Source organism: Corynebacterium jeikeium (assembly GCF_028609885.1).
Classification (GTDB): domain Bacteria; phylum Actinomycetota; class Actinomycetes; order Mycobacteriales; family Mycobacteriaceae; genus Corynebacterium; species Corynebacterium jeikeium.
The window spans coordinates 2,434,622-2,455,575 of the sequence record NZ_CP063195.1; the positions used below are offsets into that span (position 1 = coordinate 2,434,622).

Here is a 20,954-nt window from a genome sequence, read left to right on the forward strand (position 1 = left end):
TGGCCCTACTTCGACAACTTCCGTCGGCCAAACCAGCCCAGCGCGAGCGCCAGCACCAACCCGGCAGCAGCCACCGCAAGGTACCGCCCGACGTAATCTCCGCTGGTCTGCGGCGTCTTCGGCGGCGCGGGAGTGGTGTCCGCTGTCAACACGCTGGACGTGTCGCGCCCGCTGGTGACGTCCTCTATCCAGGCTGAGGCGTCCGAAAGCGTGGTGATGGCCGCCGTCGGCGAGGGCAGGTCCGGGTCTCCGTTGGCCGTGCCCGCAGTCGCGAGGCCTGCGAGTTTGCCGCCGACGAAGAACGGCGCTCCCGAGTCGCCGCCCTGCATCGCAGCGCGCGAGAGGGACTCTGCCTCGAGGATGCCGCCGACGATCTTTGGCATGACGCCACCCGCCCCATCCGCAGAAACCTCTCCGCCACCCATGGCGATCTCGGCGGGGACAGACTCCACGCCATCGGGGCTGGGGGCTTCCACGGAAGCGGAAGACTTCGGCGCGCCGGAGTTTCCGGAGGTCTCCGAGGTCGGCGTGTCTGGCTTACCTGACCTGCTCGACTGGCCTGGCGCGGGGGATCCGGGCTTCGGCATGGCGCCATCGCCTCGGAGGATCTGCGGAGCGCCCGCTCCGCCGGAACCGCCGGTTCCGCCGGGCGCGGGGATAGACTCCACGCCGCCCTCAACATGCGGCGCGCCCGGCGCCTGCGAGTCGCTGGGCGCCTCTGAGTGTCCAGGAGTCTGCGCTCCGCCGGCGCCCGGGACCTCACCGCCGTCACTCGGCGCGGCCGGCGCTGGTGAACCGCCCGCGCCCGGCCCAGCGAGAACCTCCCGCACTCGCATCCGCGCCACCGGCAGGTCACCCTTGCGCGCCATCAGCGAGCTGCTGCTCCAGCCGTAGAGATTCCCCTCGTCGCCCACGCCCGGCATGCTATCCGCCAGCTCCGCCGGAGTAACTCCCTCGACGGGCTTGGTGAGGTGCAAGAGCCCGGCGTCCATAACAGGCGACAGCGACCACGAATCCGCGTCGTAGACAGCACCCGCGATGCGCGCCTGCGTGCCCTCGTTGGAGACGGATTCCAGGCAGTGGCGTGCCGTCAGCACCCACTGTGGGGCGACGAGCGTGCCCGTGCAGTCGCCGAAGTTGCCGACGCGCCCGATGCGCAGGGATGCGACCGTCCGCGATTCGGCGTTGTCCGGCGCGTATTCGCCGTATTCCAGTGCGCTGGCCGGGGCCACGCACGCGCCGGACAGGGCTGCTGCGGCCGCGATGGCTGCCGTTCGTAGTGTCAGTTCTTTCATGCTCGTGCTCCTCGTTCTCCCGCGATCAGCCGGACCACCTGCGCGACGCATCGCTCCGCCGGCCCCTGCCCTGCAAACAACTTCCGCGCCGGCCCGGCGGCCAGCTTCTTCCACGCCCACGCGAACACCAGGAACGCCGCGATAAACGCCGCCGCCCACAGGTCCGAGTGCAGCGACACGTGCGTCTGCCACCACAAGGCCGAAAGCACGTGCAGGATGTACACCGTCAGCGCCATCGAACCCAGCGCGACCAGCGGATTCGTAGCCTTTACGCGCCGTCCGACAATCAGGCTCAGGTGCAGCACGATGGCGGCGACGGCGATGGAAAGCACGATCTCACCCAGCACGCCCGTGTGCCCGGTCGCGCGCACCCAACCGGGAAGGTCGGTCTGAAAGCGCAGGTAGATGCCTATTGCTGCGGCGAGGCAGGCGATTGCGGTTGTTATCTTTGTGACGCCACCAGCCCCCGTGCCGTCCTTTCCCACGTACACGTCGAAGAGGATCATCCCGGCTAGGATGTACGCGACCCACGCGAGGTGGGGATACGGGAGCGGAAGTTCCAGCGGGGCGTAGCGCCACGTGGCGGCGGCTGTGGCGATCAGCAGAAGCGCGACTTTCGCGGCTGTTGGCAGTGGAGGCACCCAGGCGGTGGCGAGCATCGTCGCGCCGAGGACGACCAGCACGACCTGGATCTCCCCTCCAGCGGGCAAAAGCGCCAAGCCGATGAGGGTAATTAGCGCCCCGCGGGCTGCAAGCTTCGCGATGGTCTGCGTGGTGTGTGCTTGCGTGGTGGCCTGCGCTTGTGAAGTGGCGCGTGCGCTGGCGTTGGTCCAGATGAGCATCATGGTCACGCCCGCGATCACCGCGAACAGTGCGGCTGGGAGGCCCGACAAGATCACCTTCGTTTGCCATAGCGGATGGCCGAGGTGCAGGTAGATCATCCCGAGAATTGCGAGTCCGCGGGCGATGTCGAGCCCAAGGATGCGCGGGCGCTTGCTTGTGCCGTCGCCTGCCGCTGACATCTCCGCGCGCTCTGCGCCAGCGTTCTGGCTCGCGCCGTCCGCGCGCTCTGCGCTGGCTGGCCCGTCGGCTGCCGTTTCAGCACTGTTTGCGCTGGTGGGGGCTTGGTCTCCGCGGGTTGTCGCGGAGCTCCTAGAGGTAGGTGTTCTTACCACCCGGCTGTCTCCTTTTCAGTTCTCATTCTTAGTGTTCGCGCTCTGTGTTCAAACTCAGTGTTCAAACTCCATGCTCGAACCCAGTGTTCAAGCTCTGTGCTCGAGCTCAGTGCTCGAGCCCAAAGCACGCCCGCTATGCGGAACGATTGTCTTTTTTAATCTCTGTTTCTTGAGATTCCCTGCTGCCCGTTTGCAAGCCCCCTGTAAGTTTCTTCTAAGTTCCCCGCCCCGCCGAGCTGTATTCCGTCCCGGGTTGCGTCCCTTAGTGTGGTGTAACGCTTGCTGATGGTGGATCCCGGAAAGTAGTGGGCGGCCACCGCCAGTTAGCCTTTCAACTCAACTACCACATCTCACCGAAAGGCCTATGACGATGACCGCTGCACCGTATTCTATCGACCCGACAACCTATCTGGATGATTTGCTGGCCCAAGCGTCTCCGGATTTGATGCGCCAGATGCTGCAAGGGTTTATCAACCAGATCCTCTCCGCCCAGGCTGACACCGTCTGCGGCGCCGAATACGGGGTTGTATCCACCGAGCGGGTCAACCACCGCAACGGGTATCGCCACCGCGACCTTGACACCCGTGTCGGCACGATCGACGTGGCGGTGCCGAAACTGCGCCACGGCGCGTTCTTCCCAGACTGGCTGTTAGAGCGCCGCTCACGAGCAGAACGAGCCTTATCGACTGTGATCGCCACGTGCTACCTTAAGGGGGTTTCCACCCGCAGGATGAATGATCTGGTGGCTACACTTGGGATTTCCAGCATGTCGAAATCGCAAGTCTCACGCATGTCAGAAGAACTCGACGACATGGTCGCAGACTTCAAAAACCGCCCACTAGACCCCGGCGGGTACGCCTTTTTATCGTGCGATGCGCTCACGATCAAAGTCCGTGAAGGCGGCCGGGTGGTCAAATGCTCAGTGCTGCTTGCCACCGGAGTCAACGCCGACGGGTATCGCGAAATGCTCGGCATGCACGTCGCCACCGCGGAATCCAACGCGTCGTGGAAAGGCTTCTTCCAGGACTTAAAAGCCCGCGGACTTACTGGGGTATTCCTTATCACCAGTGATGCCCACGAAGGCATCCAGCACGCCATTTCCGAAGTGCTGCCCAATGCGTCGTGGCAGCGGTGCCGCACCCATTTCGCGAAGAACCTCTACGAAAAGGTCCCGAAAACACAATGGCCGATGGTCTCTGCGATGTTCCAGACAATCTTCCAGCAACCTGACGCCACATCCACTTGGGCTCAAGCCCGCGAAGTTGTCGACCTACTGGAGCCGAAATTCCCTCACGTCGCGGCGTATTTGGAGGAATCACTCGATGAAGTACTGGCGTTTACCGCAGTGCCGAAACCAGTCTGGACGAAGGTGTGGTCAAACAACCCCACAGAACGGTTAAACCGAGAGATCCGCCGGCGCACCGACGTCGTCGGCATTTTCCCAAACCGTGAATCCATCATCCGGCTTGTCGGTGCGGTCCTAGCCGAGCAACACGACGATTGGATCCAACAAAAACGCTACATGTCACTGACCGCACTCGAACACACCAAGCACCTCATGCACCACCCAGGAGAACATCGTGACGACCACCACCAGCTAACCGCCTAACCAAGCCCCGAACTTCATATCGAGCCGAAAGCACAAACGGCTACACCACTACACCGGACTTGACCCCGTCCCGCCGAGCCGTGCTCCCACCCTTTCCGGACTAGCCCTCCCGCCATCAAAGCGTCTGCGGAAGCCTAGATGTCCCAAATCTTCGAGTTATTGAAAATAGAGGGTTTGCAGCAGAAAATTGCAACGCTCTGACCTGGGTAAACAGAATAGTTATATTTTAAGACGTGGAATTTGGGACATTCGCCTCCTCGCCAGGCAGCCAAATAGCCAATTTCTAGGCACCTCCCGAATGAGGGGCGCAATTTCGCACCCCTTATCCAGGTATCCCCCGCCCCCGTTTCGGCCGCCTATCGCGCCTACAGAACCTCGACCTTTCGAGCTCGCGCACACAAATTCTCCGGACGCAAGAGCCTGCGAACGCAAAAGCCCCCGTGGCCGGCGGATAACCGCTAGCCACGGGGAAATTTGTGCGCCCGGAGGGATTCGAACCCCCAACCTTCTGATCCGTAGTCAGATGCTCTATCCGTTGAGCTACGGGCGCATCACCGCTACCCCAAAGGGCATCGATTAGGTCTGCAAGGTTGCCCTTGCAACGCAGATTAACTTTACACACCGGGGGCGCAAAACAACAAATCCCCACTTCACCAGCAGAAATGAGACCTCGCCCGCCACGGGAAATAGGTAGTGCCCCAGGACCGTCACGGGAATGAAGTAGCTCGCGTGACCGCCACGGGAACGGGGCAGTTCGCCGCGGGCGAAACGGACAAGATCTGCAGACCTGGCGCGCGAAGCGCGCCAGAGGCCTCTGCGGCCAAAGTGTGCACTGTGCGGTGGCGCTCGCTAACGCGACCGCCACTGTCGCCCCACATCGACTGCGGCGCCCATGCTCCCGCATGCGCGCTGCAGTCGGGGAGCACGGCGCGCCAACCGCGCGCCGTGCAAGCGCCCCGCGTGCACACGCACGCGCGGCACACGTTCCAACTGCATGGCATTCCAGCACAAAGCTACTCCCCCGCAGCCAACCGGGGACTACCGCTGATCATGGGGCAAGGGTCCCGCAAGCAGCGCAAAGCAAAACCCCCGCAGCCGACGGAGTTACCGCCGGCCACAGGGGCAAACCGCCTGGAACCAAAGCCCCAAGCGGGAAAATGGTGCGCCCGGAGGGATTCGAACCCCCAACCTTCTGATCCGTAGTCAGATGCTCTATCCGTTGAGCTACGGGCGCTTGGAAACTTCGACAAAGTGCTTCACGCCGGCACAATCCCAGCGGACCACCACAGGCGCACCACACGCCCCACAACACTGTCCGCAGCTGTTAGCCCCGGAACCTCACCACAAGTAACCGGGCAGCTTTTGTGGGCAGCTCTGGCGCTGACGCACTCTGTCGAAGTTGCGGAGGCGACAGGATTTGAACCTGCGGTCCCCTAAGGGACAACTCCTTAGCAGGGAGCCCCATTCGGCCGCTCTGGCACGCCTCCGAACGTCGTATCGCAGCACTGTTTCCAGATACCACAATCTCGACCGAACTTAGCCTACACAACCTGCCCACCTTCCCCAAATTCCCGCCCACCCTTCCGCCCGCTCCCCAGCCCGCACCTTCTGGACACGTCTCCGCCTGCGCCAGCCACGCCTCCTCGAAGCCCTGTCCCCGGCCCCAACTACACTGTGCAGTATGATTCGCCCCGATCTTTCCTCCCTGCCCGCATACGTCCCCGGCTCCACCCAGCCGGGCGCGCTGAAGTTGGCTTCCAACGAGTCTTCGCTCTCCCCGTTGCCTTCTGTAAGTGCTGTTATTAATGACGCCACCTCGAACCTCAACCGCTACCCCGACATGGCTTCGGGCGCGCTGCGTGGGAAACTCGCGCAGTGGTTGGGCGTGGACCTCGACAACGTCGCCGTAGGTAATGGCAGTTCCGCCCTGTGCCAGCAGCTGGTGCAGGCTACATGCAAGGACGGCGATGAGGTTGTGTACGCCTGGCGGTCGTTCGAGGCATATCCGATCCTGTGCAAGATCGCCGGTGCGGTTGGGGTGGGTGTGCCGCTGAAGAGGGGGCGTCATGACCTTAAGGCAATGAGTGAGGCGATCGGCGAGCGTACACGCTTAGTTTTTGTGTGCAACCCGAATAATCCGACGGGCACGACGGTGAGCCGCGACGAATTCCGCGAGTTCATGGGGCGCGTACCTGCGGATGTGACGGTTGTGCTGGATGAGGCATACGTGGAGTACAACCGGGATGCGGAGTCTCCGGTGGCGTTGGAGGAGCTGCAGCGCTACCCGAACCTGGCGGTCTGCCGGACGTTCTCGAAGGCGTACGGGCTGGCGGGGCTGCGGCTGGGGTACCTGGTCGGGCCGGCGGAGCTGGTGGAGGCCGTGAATAAGGTAGGGATTCCTTTCGGCGTGAACGCGCTGGCGCAGGCGGCGGGTATTGCGAGCGTGGAGGCTCAGGACGAGCTGGCCGCGCGCGTGGATGCGACGGTGGCGGAGCGCGAGCGGGTGGAGGCGTACCTGGCGGGGGTTGCTCCGGCTGGCGCTGGTAGTGCCGGCGCGGCGGGCGGGGCTGCGGACGGTGCGGAGGGCGCCGAGCCGCTGACGTACCCATCGCAGGCGAACTTTGTGTGGCTAAACGTGGGCGAGCGCGCAGAGGCGCTGGACGAGGCGCTGAAGCGCGAGGGTGTCATCGCGCGGTGCTTCGCGGGCGAGGGCGTGCGCGTGACGGTGACGACGGCGGAGGAGACGGATGTGCTGCTCCGCGCGCTGGATCGTGCGCTGCCTGCCGCCGGGCTTGCTAACAACTCGGAAGCCGACCCGGCCTCCGGCAGCGACGCGGCGAATGGCACCGCGCACACGCAGGCCTCCACGCAAGCCGACTAGCACCGTGCATCCGGAGGATCCGACGCGCATCCCTGCCGTGGTAGAGCGTCTGCGCGCGGTGTGGGAGGCTCAGCCTTCGGTGCCGTTTGCGCAGTTGTGGGCTCAGTTGGAGTCGGTGGGCGTGGGTTTCAACGCCACCGATGCGGAGCTGGTGGAGGCGTGTGATGAGTTGTTGCGCCGTCACCCTTATTCTTTCGCCCCGGTCCTACCGGGAGCGCTTTCTGCCGTGCCTAGTGACGCCCCTTCGGCCTCTCCTGCCCCGCGCACTGTGGTGGTGGAGACGGCCGACCCTGGGCCGGTGGTGACGCTTTCCGTGGCCCCGGGGGAGCCTCTGGGGTGGGCGGTTGTGCGTGGCCGGCGAGCGGGGGTTCAGCCGGTGGTGTGGCGTTTTCGAGGGGTGCGGGCGTGCCGGGCGGGTGCTCCTTTGGTGGTGGAGGATGCGGAGGGGTTTGTGCATCGCTTGGGCGTGGTGGAGCGTTTGACGGCTGCGGGGTTTGCGGTGGCGCCGGGGGAGAATGCGGCTGCGTTGGAGGGGTTGCGGCGCGCGGAGTTGGGGGATCGGGTGTTTGTGGTGCGTTTCGCGGATGATTCGTGGGCGTTGGTGGGGCACGCTTTGTGGTGGTTTCGGGTGGGGCGCCGCGCGGTGGATGCGCAGAGGTTGAAATGGGTGGGGTTTGATTCTGGAATGCCAGGAGCCCCGCTCCTGGTGCGTACACCGGGAGCGGGGCTCGAGGAGTTGCCGCTGGTCGCGGAGGTTTTCCGCGCCAGCTAGGCGGGGGAAGCTAGCCCGGGCGGGCTAGCTTTGGGGGCTAACACTGTGGGGTTAGCTCGGTGGGGGTTAGCTCTGGCGGCGGCGCAGTGCCATCAGGGCACCACCCAGAGCCAGGGCGATCACAGACGCACCCAGCGTGATGGCCAGGCCGGACACACCGGTCACGGCCAGGCTGCCACCGCGGGAACCAGCCTGAGTGCTCTGGGAGGCAGCACCAGTGCTGCCCTTACCTGCACCCTGGTTTGCACCCTGGTCACCAGCGTTACCCTTGCCCGGCTTCTCAGCACCCGGCTTGGACTCGCCCGGCTTACCCGGAGTGGAGGAGCCAGCAGGACCGTCGTGGTTACCCAGCAGGGCACCAATCAGGCCGGAGCCAACAATCGTGCCACCGATGATGGCGCCGATCTTGTTCGGATCATCCAACGAACCGAGCGGGCCACGCGGCTTCTCAACCTCAACGACTACGCGGTCGATCTCGTTGCCGTCCTTGTCCTTGACAACCACGACGACTTTCTTACCAGGCTCAGCGTCCTTATCGATGTCGACAACCAGGTTGCCGTTCTCATCGATCTCAGCCTTACCCGGACCCTCGGTCTCAACCGTGGTGCCGTCCGGCACATCGCCACCGGTGTTCGGGATCTTAACCTTGTCGCCCGGCTTACCGGAATCGTCCTTCCAGTCAGGCTGATCAGCCGGAGCATCCGGCTGCTCAACCGTGACGGTCACATCGACAGTGTCGGTGGAACCATCCGGGTAGGTCACAACAACCGGAACAGTGATCTTGTCACCAGGGGTTGCATCCTCAGGAACCTTAACGGTGATCTCACCAGTGTTCGGATCAACCGTCACACCATCCGGAGCGTTGTCACCCGGCTTGAAGGTCGTGTCATCCGGAGCAGTGGTCGGGTTGCCGTCCTTGTCCTTGAACTCAGGAGCAGGAACCTGCACATCCTCGCCCGGCTTACCGGAACCATCCTCGTAACCAGGCGTGAACTCATCAGCCTGCTTGGTGTCCGGAGCCTCACACACTTCGTTCTGCTTGGTCGTGTAGGTCCAAGTCGACTGAGCACCCTCAGGGAAGGTGTAGCCCTTTGCTGGGGTTGCTTCAACCTTGACCGTCTGGCCGTACTCGTAGAAGTACTTGCCGTCTGCGTCCGGGGTCAGCTCCTTACCGTCAACGGTCACCTTGTACTCGACGCCTTCGGTCTTCTTGACGGTGACGTACGGCGGGAGCTCACAGGATGCCGGATCGTCGGCAGATGCGCCCGCAGACGGGTTGTTCTCGGTTGGGGCAACTGGCGTAACCGGGGTGGCATCCTTCTCGGTCACCGTGACGGTGACGTCGACATTGTCCTGAGACCCATCGGGATAGGTTACAACAACCGGGACAGTGATCTTGTCACCAGGCTTCGCATCCTCCGGGATGGTCACAGTGATCTCACCAGTGTTCGGATCAACAGTCACACCATCAGGGGTACCTTCACCCGGAGTGAACGTGGTGCGCTCAGGAGGCGTGGTGACCTTGCCGTCCTTGTCCTTGAACTCAGGAGCAGGGACCGTGACATCGTCGCCCGGCTGGCCGGTGCCGTTGTTGTACTCCGGCTCGAAGGTTGCGGCATCGGTGGGGTTACCCGGCTCGATCGGCGTCAGCGGACGCTCGTTCTTATCCTTCGGGTTGGTGCCCTTCTCGATCTCCTCGGTATCCGGAACACCGTCACCATCATCATCCTCGTCCTCGGTGTCAGGCTTACCGTCACCATCGGTATCCAGCTCAAACTTCGCCGTAGCGTCATCCTTGCTGCCATCCGGGTACTCAACCGTCACCGGAACCTCGAACTCCTCAACAGTGTCCTTGTTCAGCTTCTCCGGATCCGCAGTCACAGTCACAACACCAGTCGACTCATCAATCGTGACGGTGTACCCCTCAGGAGCCTTGAAATCCTCACCAATGGTGAACTTCGAACCCTCAGGCGCGTCGACCTTCTCCTCAGTCGGGTTACCGTCCTCGTCCTCCTTCACAAAGGAAGGAGTCGACTTCGCATCCTGACCCGGAACAACCACCGTGTCCTCGTACTTCGGCTCAACGAGCGTTTTCTGCTTGTCTGCCTCAACGTTGAAGGTAGCGTCGGCGCGGGCAACGATGCGCCCCTGGGTCTGGCCAGGTACCGGATCGCCGTTTTCGTCGAGAACCGGGACCTGCAGAGCCTCATCGCGCATCACGACTGGGAACTTGAAAGTCTTTCCAGCCTGTTCAGCGTTCGGGGTGAAGGTCACGACACCGGTCGCAGGGTCAACCGCGACCTGGTCCTCAGTGACGCCCTCAGGCAGCTTGCCGAGCTCGAACTTTGCCTTTTCCGGCTTCTTTTCCTCAGGCTCGGTTGCCGGGTTGTCGAACTTCGGCTCAGAGGTGGCCTCCTCGCCGCGCTTCGCGTCGACCGGGTCGTACGCGAGGTAGTCGCGAGCGACAGCGAAGGCATCCATCACCAGAACCAGGTCGTTCTTCGGGTCCGGGTTGTTCGGGGTGACCTTCAGGCGAGCGGTGAACGTGTCACCGGTCTGAGCGTCCGCTGGAACCTCGAGCTCACAGCTCGGGATCTTGGTTGCGGAGTCTGGCTTAGCGGTTTCACAGGTCTTGACGACCTTGCCGTCCTTGTCGACCCACTCGATGTAGTAGTTCAGGTTGTCCGCAATCGGCAGACCGGCAGTATCAGTCTGAACCTTGTCACCGAGCGCGGCCCAGTTGTCAGTGGTGTTCTTATCGACAACATCGAATTTCAGGGCCTGCGGAGCAAGCGCGATGTTCCAACCAGTGTAGCCATCAATCTCGTTGCCGATGAGCGCACCGTCACCACCGAAGAGCTGCGCGTTAGCGCCAGCATTCAAGTAAGCACCGAAGCCCGGGCCTGCCCACTGGCCAAGAGCCCACGGGTACAGTGCACCGATGTTGTCAGGCAGCGGCTTGCCATCCTTGCCAAGAATGCTGACGTAGCTCCAGTGCATGTTGACGTGCTTGGAGTTGGCGTTGCCGTTAAGCCATGAACCCTCACCGTGGGAACCTGCGAGCTTGCCGAACTTGTCATCAGACATCGTCAGAGGCTTGGACTTGTGGGAGTTGCCGTAGATACCCTTCCAGCGCAGCTCGAACTTACCGTCAGCGCCGGTGGTGGTGGTCAGGGTTTCTGCGATCCAGGCTTCTGGATCCGCTGCTACCTGCTCGTTAATCCAGCGTTGCAGGCCCTGCTCATCCTCAACAGTCCAGCCCTTGCCACGCAGGGTCTTGCCCGCGAAGTTGGACTTCGCGTACGCCTCAATCTTCTTCACCGCGTCATCGGTGAGATAGGAGCCAACAACCTTCAGACCCGAGGCAGGGATGTCCTTAGGATCAAATTTGCTGACCTGGTTATGGTTCTTAGCACCCTGCAGAACATCGAGGTTCCAGAAAGCCTGACCCGCGTAGGTACCCCCGTTACCACCAGTTCCGGTGCTTTCTGCCCAGTTCTCCTCAGGCAGGTGCTGCGGCAGTTTATCCTTCTGCGCGTACTGGATGGTCATACCGGTGATCTTGTTGCCGCCCCAGACGCCATCACCCTGGGTGGTCGGGGTGGTAGTCGTCAGCGGGAAGATACCAGCTGCCGGCTGGTGCACCAGACGGTACTTATCCGTCATGTCTTCCGGAAGCTCCGTCCAGACGCGGATCTTCTCGCGGTTCTCATCCCGGCTCCAGTCACCACCGTTGGGGGTACCAACGGAGGCGTCTGCACGGAACTCACGGGTCACACCAAGTGCATCGGTGTACGGCGCCATGTTAATGGTGAAGTTACCGTTTTCATCGCTCTCGGTGTAGTACACCGGGGACGAGTGCTGAGTGTTTTCACCCTCATACCACTGGGCGTAGACCTTAACACCCTTCAGCGGCTTACCGGAAGCCTGAACGTCACCAAAACCAACCAGGGCCTCTACGATTTCCTTCACGGAACCGGAGATGGTGCCCTTCTGGCTCGCCTTACCCGGGGAGTAGATGGCCTTGTCAGAACCAGCTGTCGTCCCCTCATTACCCGACTCATCCTGCTGCGCAAGCGCCGCCGGAGCAGTCTGGGTCTGTACTACCACGGTGCCGGTGGTTGCCAGCGCCAGCACAGCACCAGCGGCTGCAATGGACTTCATGCTGTTGTTCTTAAATGCGAGAGCCCTCGCCCCGAAACCAGTACGGATGATACGTCCGCGCAAGTTTGCCATGAGTTAAGTCCTTTCTAAAGACTTCTCTAAGTTTCTTGATGACCCACCCGCACCGGGAAGGTCACACGCCATGACCCGCACCCGTCGCGATCTGCATTTACGCAAGAATTGCATGCGCGCGCAAGTCTCTTTGAAGAACCTTATTCCCCATTCCCCCAGAAGGCGACTGCAACTTTCTTAGATTAAATAAAGGTTCAGTACATACGATCCATGAACCTTATCAATATACCCCTCCAGCAATGAGTAAAAGTAATGCTCTTTGAGCTTCTTTCAGCGCTCTCCCTGCGCATTCGGAAATATAATGGGCGCGAAGATAGGGCTATTTATAACGTGAATCCATGTATGCTTTCTTTATGATTTCTGTCGCATACCCCTCCCCTTTACCCCCCAAGCCCTTAAGTTAACCTTCAGACTTTGCTGAGATCTGTTGCCAACTCCTTCCCGCCTAAACCGGGGTGGCTCCAGCCTCCCCGTCGCAAAAACTACGCCCCCGGGCCAGTTCATGGAAAAACCGACCAGGGGGACGAAACCTGCGGAAGTAGAGGGATTTGAACCCCCGGATGGTTTCCCATCGCTGGTTTTCAAGACCAGTGCATTCGGCCGCTCTGCCATACTTCCAACGCGGCTCAATACCGCTCAGAACATCTTACACCCCACACCACAACACACCCATTCCCAGCCGCACAATGATTCATTAGGGTGGAGACCATGAGCATCACCACAAACGCAATCATCCTGACCGATACCGAAAACCCCAGCTCCCTGGCCTGGCAAACCACCAGCATCGCCGACCCCCAACCCGGCGAAGCCCTGGTGCGCATCCACTACGCGGGCGTCAATAGAGCAGACACCCTACAAGCCCAAGGCCACTATCCCCCTCCCCGCGGCACCACCGACATCATCGGACTCGAAGCCGCAGGCGTAATCGAAGACCCCAACGGAGCCACCCGCCCCGACGGCTCCCCCTGGCACCCGGGCGACGAAGTCGCCGTCCTACTCTCCGGGGGCGGGTACAGCGACTACGCCACCGTGCCCGAAGGCCAACTGCTACCCATCCCCGCCGGGTACAGCCTCGCCGAAGCCGCCAGCGTGGTGGAAGTCGCCTGCACCGTCTGGTCCAACATCATGATGACCGCCCGCCTACGCGAAGGCGATACCATCCTCTTCCACGGCGGAGGCGGAGGCATCGGCATCTTCGGCATCCAACTAGCCAAAGCCCTCGGCGCTACCGTGGCCGTCACCGCCGGCTCCGAGGAAAAGCTGCACGTATGCCGCCGCTACGGCGCGGACATCCTTATTAACTATAGGGAAGAAGACTTCGCCGACGTTCTCGCCGAACACGGCGGGGCAGACGTGATCCTGGACATCATCGGCGCCAAATACCTCGACCGCAATATCAAGGCCCTGGCCCCCGACGGGCACATCGTCATCATCGGCATGCAAGGCGGCGTGAAGGGCGAACTGAACATCGCCAAGCTACTCAGCAAACGCGGAAGCATCAGCGCTACCGGCCTGCGCTACCGCGACAAGCAAGACAAGGCACGCATCGTCGCCGAAACCCTGCGCAACGTCTGGCCGCTGCTGGAAAGTGGGAAGATCACCCACCACATCGACCGGATCATGCCCATCACCGAAGCCGCCGCCGCGCATAAGGCGCTGCTGGCCGGGGAGGTCACCGGCAAGATCGTGCTCGAGCTGCCGCAGAGCTAGGCGCGGCGGGCCGAGCTCGCGGCCCGGCGCCATGCAAGCGATCGCGGCGGCTTAGGCGCGTGGCTTGGTGAGCCGCCTGCTCCCGCGGGCCCCGCGCCGCCGCGGCCACCCGCCCGTCTGCACCAACACCAGCGCCGCCAGCACCAGCAGCAGGCCAACCCACTGCACCAGCGAAAGCCGCTCGCCGACGAACACCACGCCCAGGAACGTCGCCGTCACCGGGCTCAGCACGCCCAGGATCGCCACCTGCACCACGTCCAACTTGGCCAAACCGTGGAACCAAATGCCATACGCAATCAGGGCGCCGAAGATCGTCAGATACGCATAACCCAACACATTCTGGCCGGTCAAGTGGCCCGGCAGCCCCTCCATTACCAGCAGCAGCGGAACCAGGAACAACCCGCCGAAAGTCAGCTGCCAGCCCGTCACCGCCAACTGCGGCACATCGTCCGGCTTACCCCACTTCTTCGCCAGAATCGCACCCAGCCCCATGCAGACACTGGCGCCTAGGCCCGCGAGGATGCCGCCGGCATTCAGGGCTGCGGCGGGCGTCAATACCAAACAAGCCACACCCACCACAGCGACGAGCGCGCCGATCACCTGGTACGGCTGAATGCGCGTGCCCAATAGCGCAGGGCTCAGGGCGATCACCCACAGGGGCGCGGTGTTTGTCACAATCGCCGCCACGCCGCCCGGCAGCAGGTACGCCGCCGCGAACAACAGAGCAAAGAAGCCGCCGATGTTCACAACCCCCAGCACCGCGGACTTCCACCACCACTGCCCGCGCGGTAGCCTGCGGAACCACAGCAGCAGCATCAAACCCGCAGGTAGCGCACGCAGCACACCCGCCAGCAGCGGCCGCCCAGGCGGCAGCAGGTTCGTGGTGACGATGTACGTCGTTCCCCAAATGATCGGTGTAAGCGCAGTAATCAGTCGAAGCACACGGCCACGCTATCTTACGGACGCCACCACCCGCACCAACTGGTCCACATCATGCACGGTGTTGTGCGGGGCGAACCCGACGGAAACTGCACCGGCCTGATCCAGTGCCGAGCCCGTGTTCGAACCCACGCCAGAGTCCGCGCCCTTGCGAACGTGACGGCCACGGGAGTTCGCGCCCGGCTGCTCCTCGAAGACCCCCATGCGCTCCAGCAGCTGCGACTGGCCCGGCGCGACCACTCCCGCGACCACTCCATTGGCCAGCAGGCGCTGCACCACCACGCCCGCGGGCACACCATCCACCAGGAAGCTCACGCGCGGAATACGATCCACGGCGGCGAACTCCTCCAGCACAGGGCCGTCCCCATCCACGCCAATCACGTGGACGGTGCCGAGGCTCTGCAGGCCCTCCACCAGGTGCGTTGCCAGGGAATTTAGGTAGTCCGCGGCGTGCGGCAGGCCGGTCTTCAACCGGTTGCGTCGGGTGCCGCGGGCGGAATCATCCAGGCGGGCCAGGTGGTCCACGGCCTCCGCAACACCACCCAGCAGGCCTTCAGACACACCGCCCACGCCCACGCCATGGCCAGAGCGGAACACGGCCTGACGGGTGGCATCGTCCTTAAACACCAGCGCGCCCACGTTCGGCCCGCCCAGGCTGGCAACATCCAAGGCCAGCACATCCGCGCCCATCTGCTCCACATCCACCACGCGGTACGGGGCGAAGGAATCCACATCCACCACCAGCAACGCCCGGGACTTCGCCCGCACACAATCCGCGATGGCACGCACATCCGTCACCGTGCCCACATAACGATTAGCAGCGGAAACGGCCACCACCGTGGTCTCCGGCTCCACCAAGTTCGTAAACTGCCAGGCCGGCAGCACACCGCTGGAAAGATCCGGCTCCGCCCAGCGCACCCGCGCGCCATACAGATCCGCCGCGTGCTTCCACGGCGCCACGTTCGCCGGATCGTCAATGCGGGAAAGCACGACCTCCTGGCCCAGGCGCAGGCGCCGGTACAGAGCGTGCGCCAGATCATCCAGCAGCGCCTCGCGGGAAGCGCCCAGCACCACATTCTCCGGCCGCGCACCCGTCAGATCCGCGATCGCAGTGCGGGCGGAATCTCCGAAAGACTCACCAATGCGGCGGCCCAGACGCTGCGCGCGGGAATGCGAACCCGTCGCGGACTCCGGCGGCTCCAGCAAAGAAGCCACCCTGAAACTCCGCGCCACCGCCGAAGACACCCTCTCCGGCACCTGCGGGAAATCCTGCGCGTTTAAGTACGTCCAGCCATCCGACAGCGATGCATACAACCCCCGGACCCGTGGTACATCGAACACTGGACTACTCCTTACATTCCTTATATATGAACTGCTTCGGACGATACTTTCCGCACCTCGCACCACCTTTTGGCGGCTCGCGGCGGCGCCCCTCAAAGGGCGATGACCATTCCCCGACCCGGCTGCGAAACGGACCACTGCGCTAGGCAGGGACTCGCTGCGAGGAGCCGGACACGACCCACCGCAAGCGAGCTGGGGGACTAACCTCAACCGATACTAGCGCCCAATCCGGACAGGCAACACCACGCCCGGTCGCAGCAGCTAAAGCGAAAGCGGGACTCGCCGGAAATAGGAGGTGTGGGCGTCACAAAGTAAAATAGACTGCCTCAAAGCAACAGCAACGAAAACGCGAAGCAGTAACAAGAAGCAGGACCACATGTCACAAAAAATGCCAGAGGCCGCGGATCTACAGCGGATCACCGCCGCGGCAGACGGCGACATCCCAGCTAGCAACTCCCAAACCTTCGGCGCCGCGTGGGCGGACCTGAAGAAGGGGCTTGCGCAGCGCGAACTTTGGCTCGCGCTCGGCTGGCAAGACATCAAGCAACGCTACCGGCGCAGTACCCTCGGGCCCCTCTGGATCACCATCGCCACCGGCGTAATGGCCCTGGCCCTCGGCCTGCTGTACAGCCTGCTGTTCCAGCAAGACCTGGCGAGCTTCCTGCCGCACGTCGCCGTCGGCCTGATCCTGTGGGGCTTCATTTCCGGCTGCATCAAGGACGGCTCCGAGGTGTTCATCGCCAACGAAGGGCTGATCAAGCAACTGCCTTCCGCCCTGTCCGTGCACGTATACCGACTGGTGTGGAAACAATTCCTCTTCCTACTGCACAACCTCGTGATCTGGCTCGTGCTGCTGGCCGTGTTCCGCCCATCGCTCGGCTGGGAAGTGCTGCTCGTCGTGCCCGCCATGGCCCTCATGATCGCCAACGGCATCTGGGTGACCATGTTCTTCGGCATCATCGCCACCCGGTTCCGCGACGTAGCCCCGCTGCTGGATTCGCTCGTCCAACTGGCCTTTTATATGACGCCCATCGTCTGGACCACCAAAACCCTGCGCGACCAAGGCGGGGCAGTGGCCGAGCGAGCTCGCATTGCGGAAATTAACCCGCTGTACCACTACCTGGAGATCGTCCGCGGGCCGATGATCGGCGAGCCAGTCCCCGCCTACCACTGGGGCATCGTGGGCGTGCTGACGGTGATCGGGCTTGCGCTGGCTCTGCTGGTGATGCGCCGCTGGCGCTTCCGCGTGAGCTACTGGGTTTAGGAGACGAAAATGGTTTCGATTGACACTTACGACGCTTGCGTAGACTTCCCCATCTTCGATGCGAAGACCCGCTCCATGAAGCAGACATTCCTGGGGGCTGCCGGCGGCGCGATCGGCAGGAACTCGTCGAATACGGTGATGGTGGAGGCGCTTAAGGGCGTCAATCTGCATCTGCAGGACGGTGACCGGATCGGCCTGGTTGGGCACAACGGCGCCGGCAAGTCCACTTTGTTGCGCCTGCTCAGTGGGATTTACGAGCCGACGCGCGGGTCCGCGATTGTGCGCGGGCGCGTGGCACCCGTGTTCGACCTGGGTGTGGGCATGGATCCGGAGATCTCCGGGTACGAAAACATCATGATCCGCGGGCTGTTCCTGGGGCAGACGCGGAAGGCAATGCGGCGGAAGATGGACGACATTGCGGAATTCAGCGAGCTCGGGGAATACCTGGATATGCCGCTGCGAACATACTCGACGGGTATGCGGATTCGCCTGGCCTTGGGGGTTGTGACCAGCATCGACCCGGAGATTCTGCTGCTGGACGAAGGCATCGGCGCCGTGGATGCGGCGTTCATGGCTAAGGCGCGCGGGCGGCTGGTGGAGATGGTTGAGCGGAGCGGCATCCTGGTTTTCGCCTCGCACAGCAACGAATTCCTGGCGCAGCTGTGTGACAGTGCGCTGTGGATCGACCACGGAGAGATCCGGAAGGTCGGGCGCGTGGATGATGTGGTTGAGGCCTACGAGGGGCCGGAGGCTGGCGAGCACGTCCGCCGGGTGCTGAAGGACCTGGGCCGGGGTTAGTGCTGGCTGGGGTGCTGAAGGTTCTGGGCCGGGGTTAGTTTTGCCGTTAGTTTGCTGATGCTCGCGGAGCTGCTGAGGGTTAGCGCTGGCGGGGGTGGGCGCCTGCTGACCTCGCCTGGCGACTGAGGCTCTTGGCGGGCCGGAATGTCGCTAGAACGGGAAAGCACCAGCTAAATCAGGCTCAAGCAACCCCCGCAAGGCCGGAATGTCGCTAGATCGAGAAAACGTCGGCGCCCGCAGAGCCCCGCAAAAATCCACAACGTTCTGACCTGCACTTTTGCCTATTTGCAAACCAGTCCCATTAACCCATTCCCGTTCTAACGACATTCCCGCCCAAAGACACCTCCCGGAGCCCCCTCAGCCGGCCACCAATCCCGATCTAACGACACTCCCGCCCAAAGACACCTCCCGGAGCCCCCTCAGCCGGCCACCATTCCCGATCTAACGACATTCCAGCGGGCCGCAGCCTCCGGAACCCCCCCGCCAACCCAGCCCGCCGCACACCCCAGCGACATAAGTGGAGCTAGGGAGAGGCTGGGGGCGTCAGGAAGAAAGAACATATAGTACCACCTGTGGTACTATCGCCGCATGGGCAACAGTGTCCCCGAGATCCTCGAGAAAATGCGCAGAGCGCCCGCGAGCATCCGCTTTACCGAGCTCACGAAGGTCTGCGACCATTATTTTGAAAGCCGGCAAACAACCAAAACCTCCCACCGAACATACAAAACACCCTGGCGCGGCGACCCGCGCGTGAACATCCAAAACTCCAGCGGGAAAGCGAAGCCCTACCAGGTCCGACAGGTCCTGCGGGCCGTCGACAAGCTGGAATCTAGCCGAAAGAAAGGCGAGCGATAACCATGGACGTGCACAAGTACACCTACCAAACTGCCTGGTCAGACGAAGATCAGGAGTTCGTCGCAACCGTGACTGAGTTCCCGTCGCTTTCATGGCTGGCCCCCGACCGCGCGCAGGCCGAAGCTGGGTTGCTGGACCTGGTGGCCGAAGTCGTTGATGACATGACGCAGGCCGGGGAGACTGTGCCGGAGCCGCTGGGGTTGCGGCGATTCTCGGGGAAGTTCAACGTGCGAACTTCGCCGTCGTTGCATCGGATGCTGGCGATCGAGGCGCAATCGGAGGGCGTTTCGCTGAATACGCTGGTTAATCAGAAGTTGGCGGCGCGGTAGTTGCGGATTTTTATTGACGCCCACTAGCAAGCGGCGGTTGGAGCGGTCGCCTGGCCTGGGAGTTTCGGCGCGACGGAGGCTGCGTGGGGGCTCTTGGCGGGCCGGAATGTCGCTAGAACGGGAAAACGTCGGCGCCCGCAGAGCCCCGCAAAAATCCTCAAAGCCCTGACCTGCGATTTTACCTATTTGCAAACCAATACCATTAACCCATTCCCGATCTAACGACATTCCCACCCAAAGACAACCCCCGGAACCCCTCAGCGAGCCACCCATTCCCGATCTAACGACATTTCCGACTGGGCCATACCCCCAAAGGCCTCGAGCGAACCACCCATTCCCGATCTAACGACATCTGCAGGTTGGTTGTCAGCGTTTGCAGGTGGCCTGTCAACATTTCCACCCAGGAAGCCGCGCGAAATTGCAGCTCCTGTACACCGCCACGGGGAACTTGGCATCAAAAAATTTTTGCGCCTGTGGATAAGTCAGATGCCGTCCACAATTTATCCTCAGTGCACCAGATTCCAAACACACTACTCACGCAAAAGGCGTAGGAATACCTCCCATGACGGGGGACAACACCAACGCAAGCACCAGCACATCCGCCACCAGCAAAAACGCCCAACCCACCAAGCCAGCATCCACCAAACCCAGCGCCTACACGCCAGCCAAGCATCACCAGCCCGTAAAACACCTGGTCGATGTGCGCCGAATCGACCCCTCCCAAGCCCGGAAATGGCAACGCTGGGCCGAGAGAGGCGAAGCCGTCCGCCTCGCCCGCGGGATCTACATACCCGCAGGTCTCTGGCGCGAGATCGGCCAACAACCGAACGCGGCAGAAATCCAAGCGCAGGCCTTCATCGTGGCAGAATACCTGCGCTACTCCCACAAAATCCCGGCCGTCGTGGCGGGCAAATCGGCAGCCTTCCTCCACGGCCTGCCCCTAGAGAAGTTCGGGCCGCCGGAGACGGTGGAGTTGGCGTCACCAAAAAGAAGCCTGATGGGAAGAAACGGCAGGTCAGAGCGCTACCTCGCGGCGCCGGGGCAAGGCCAGCGCGCTGTGCTGATCCCCACAGAGTTCGGCGAGATCTGGAGCAGCGGACTGCTGGATACGTGCCATGACCTGGGGCTTCGTCATTCGCTGGACGATGCCGTCATCGCCACGGAAGCCGCGCTACACACAAGGAGAATCACGTGGCACGAGTGGCGCAAATGGCTTGACTGGCAGAGTGGGCAGCCCATCCGCCACGGCGCCCAACGCGCCCGCACGGCCGCGCGCCTCATCACCCGCCACTCCGAAAGCCCGCGCGAATCGCAGCTGAAAATCCGCTTCTGGGAACACGGCCTTCCCGCGCCGTTTCAGCAGGTCAACATACTCAACGAGGGCGGCTGGACCATCGGGCGCGTGGACATGTTCTTCGACGTCGGCCTCGCCGTCGAATACGACGGCCGCGACAAGTACGGCGACACCGCGCCGGCCATCGAGCGCGCCTTACTCAAGGAACGCCAGCGCGAAAACGACATCCAAGCCCGCGGCATCACGCTGCTGCGCGTCACGGCGGAAACGTACCTCTCCGGCCGCGCAATCGAGCAGGTCAGCAAGCATTTCCGCACCCTCGCCGCGCGCCCGACCCGCCCGCCTTGCACCCTCTGGAGTGGCGGCGCGCTCGCCTGGTCGTAGCCCTTTTTGTTCTTTCTTATTGACGCCCCCTCGCCCCCGTCGCCTTCACCTCCAGCTTCGCGAACCGTCCGC

The 20,954-nt window shown here is 62.7% G+C and carries 13 protein-coding genes and 4 tRNA genes; 8 read left to right on the forward strand and 9 right to left on the reverse strand.

The annotated features are described in order from the left end of the window. Positions 1-5 precede the first annotated feature (5 nt). Both CJEIK_RS10915 and CJEIK_RS10920 read right to left on the reverse strand, forming a co-directional pair. The gene (locus CJEIK_RS10915) at positions 6-1,295 is read right to left on the reverse strand and encodes a trypsin-like serine protease (RefSeq protein ID WP_077536154.1); all 1,290 of its coding nucleotides are present in this window, start codon (positions 1,293-1,295) and stop codon (positions 6-8) included. Then, positions 1,292-2,317, reverse strand: a complete 1,026-nt coding sequence (locus CJEIK_RS10920) for a DUF418 domain-containing protein (protein WP_005292398.1) — start codon at positions 2,315-2,317, stop codon at positions 1,292-1,294. Before CJEIK_RS10920 ends, CJEIK_RS10915 begins: the two co-directional genes overlap by 4 nt. 523 nt (positions 2,318-2,840) lie before the next feature. Between CJEIK_RS10920 and CJEIK_RS10925 the strand changes: the two genes are divergently transcribed. Next, positions 2,841-4,079, forward strand: coding sequence for an IS256-like element IS3506 family transposase (locus CJEIK_RS10925; protein ID WP_011113078.1), 1,239 nt, complete (start codon positions 2,841-2,843; stop codon positions 4,077-4,079). Positions 4,080-4,556: 477 nt separating this feature from the next. On the opposite strand, the gene CJEIK_RS10930 is transcribed toward CJEIK_RS10925, so the two are convergent. The 3 genes from CJEIK_RS10930 to CJEIK_RS10940 form a co-directional block, all read right to left on the reverse strand. Continuing rightward, positions 4,557-4,629, reverse strand: a tRNA-Arg gene (locus tag CJEIK_RS10930). A 608-nt stretch (positions 4,630-5,237) separates the two neighbouring features. Next, positions 5,238-5,313, reverse strand: a tRNA-Arg gene (locus CJEIK_RS10935). Positions 5,314-5,481: 168 nt separating this feature from the next. Then, positions 5,482-5,566 (reverse strand) — tRNA-Ser (locus tag CJEIK_RS10940). Between the two features lie 194 nt (positions 5,567-5,760). On the opposite strand from CJEIK_RS10940, the gene CJEIK_RS10945 reads away from it, so the two are divergent. Further along, complete coding sequence (locus CJEIK_RS10945; protein WP_077536097.1) at positions 5,761-6,960, forward strand: pyridoxal phosphate-dependent aminotransferase; 1,200 nt, start codon at positions 5,761-5,763, stop codon at positions 6,958-6,960. Beyond that, the gene (locus tag CJEIK_RS10950) at positions 6,920-7,732 is read left to right on the forward strand and encodes a hypothetical protein (protein ID WP_143336399.1); all 813 of its coding nucleotides are present in this window, start codon (positions 6,920-6,922) and stop codon (positions 7,730-7,732) included. Before CJEIK_RS10945 ends, CJEIK_RS10950 begins: the two co-directional genes overlap by 41 nt. 66 nt (positions 7,733-7,798) lie before the next feature. Here CJEIK_RS10950 and CJEIK_RS10955 read toward each other — a convergent pair whose 3' ends face one another. Both CJEIK_RS10955 and CJEIK_RS10960 read right to left on the reverse strand, forming a co-directional pair. Further along, positions 7,799-11,968 carry a YPDG domain-containing protein gene (locus CJEIK_RS10955; RefSeq protein WP_273658026.1) on the reverse strand — a complete coding sequence of 1,390 codons (4,170 nt, stop codon included), beginning with the start codon at positions 11,966-11,968 and terminating at the stop codon, positions 7,799-7,801. 533 nt (positions 11,969-12,501) lie between these two features. Next, positions 12,502-12,586 (reverse strand) — tRNA-Ser (locus tag CJEIK_RS10960). A gap of 90 nt (positions 12,587-12,676) precedes the next feature. On the opposite strand from CJEIK_RS10960, the gene CJEIK_RS10965 reads away from it, so the two are divergent. Continuing rightward, complete coding sequence (locus tag CJEIK_RS10965) at positions 12,677-13,678, forward strand: NAD(P)H-quinone oxidoreductase (protein WP_005292409.1); 1,002 nt, start codon at positions 12,677-12,679, stop codon at positions 13,676-13,678. Between the two features lie 51 nt (positions 13,679-13,729). Here CJEIK_RS10965 and CJEIK_RS10970 read toward each other — a convergent pair whose 3' ends face one another. Then, complete coding sequence (locus CJEIK_RS10970) at positions 13,730-14,620, reverse strand: EamA family transporter (protein ID WP_077536103.1); 891 nt, start codon at positions 14,618-14,620, stop codon at positions 13,730-13,732. Positions 14,621-14,629: 9 nt separating this feature from the next. Next, positions 14,630-15,958, reverse strand: coding sequence for an aminotransferase class V-fold PLP-dependent enzyme (locus CJEIK_RS10975; RefSeq protein ID WP_050760799.1), 1,329 nt, complete (start codon positions 15,956-15,958; stop codon positions 14,630-14,632). A gap of 376 nt (positions 15,959-16,334) precedes the next feature. Between CJEIK_RS10975 and wzm the strand changes: the two genes are divergently transcribed. The 4 genes from wzm to CJEIK_RS11000 all read left to right on the forward strand — a co-directional run bounded on the left by wzm (position 16,335) and on the right by CJEIK_RS11000 (position 20,882). After that, positions 16,335-17,222, forward strand: coding sequence for a galactan export ABC transporter permease subunit Wzm/RfbD (wzm, locus tag CJEIK_RS10980; protein WP_005292415.1), 888 nt, complete (start codon positions 16,335-16,337; stop codon positions 17,220-17,222). A gap of 9 nt (positions 17,223-17,231) precedes the next feature. Further along, positions 17,232-18,020: a galactan export ABC transporter ATP-binding subunit Wzt/RfbE gene (wzt, locus tag CJEIK_RS10985; RefSeq protein ID WP_005292416.1), complete on the forward strand. Its 789-nt coding sequence runs from the start codon at positions 17,232-17,234 to the stop codon at positions 18,018-18,020. 857 nt (positions 18,021-18,877) lie between these two features. Beyond that, the gene (locus tag CJEIK_RS10995; RefSeq protein WP_005292420.1) at positions 18,878-19,204 is read left to right on the forward strand and encodes a type II toxin-antitoxin system HicB family antitoxin; all 327 of its coding nucleotides are present in this window, start codon (positions 18,878-18,880) and stop codon (positions 19,202-19,204) included. Between the two features lie 562 nt (positions 19,205-19,766). Next, entirely contained in the window at positions 19,767-20,882 is a 1,116-nt protein-coding gene (locus tag CJEIK_RS11000) for a hypothetical protein (protein ID WP_005292422.1), read from the forward strand. Positions 20,883-20,954 lie beyond the last annotated feature (72 nt).